This is a genomic window from Mesorhizobium sp. M0496, from assembly GCF_040321205.1.
GTDB lineage: Bacteria > Pseudomonadota > Alphaproteobacteria > Rhizobiales > Rhizobiaceae > Mesorhizobium.
Window position 1 is genome coordinate 1 of record NZ_JAMYRC010000114.1, and the last position, 627, is coordinate 627.

A 627-nucleotide genomic window follows, 5' to 3' on the forward strand; every position below is an offset into this window, starting at 1 on the left:
CTGGACGCGCTCTTCAAATGGCCGCTCTACCAGGCCGCCACCGTCCTCGAGCAGCGTCAGCGCCAGCGCGGCCGCAAGATCTACAGCTTGCACGCGCACGAGGTGGAATGCATCGGCAAGGGCAAGGCGCACATGCCCTACGAGTTCGGAGTGAAGGTCTCGCTCGCCACCACGCTGAAGCGCTCCAAGGGTGGCCAGTTCGCTCTGCATGCAAAAGCGCTGCCCGGCAATCCCTACGACGGCCACACGCTGGCAAGCGTCATCCCCGACATGGAAGAGACCATCGGCAACCAGATCGGCCGCATCCTCGCCGACGCCGGCTATCGCGGCCACAACGCACCACAGAGCCACAAGTTCAGGGTCTTCACCAGCGGCCAGAAACGCCGCGTCACCCCGGCCATCAAACGCCAGATGCGGCGGCGGTCGGCGGTCGAACCGGTGATCGGCCACATCAAGGCTGAGCACCGCATGGGCCGCAACTACCTCGCCGGCCAGCAGGGCGACGCCGTCAACGCCATCCTGGCTGCCGCCGGCTACAACTTCTCCCTCCTGCTCAGGTGGCTGAAGGGTTTTTTGTCCCTCTTGATCGCTCTCTTCCAACTCCGGCCCAAGCCGGTCGCCGCTTAG

1 protein-coding gene is annotated in these 627 nt (G+C 65.2%); it reads left to right on the forward strand.

From position 1 onward, the window contains the following. Positions 1 to 627, forward strand: a 627-nt coding sequence (locus NKI73_RS33585; protein WP_352636355.1) for a transposase, incomplete at its 5' end; no start/stop codon positions are given.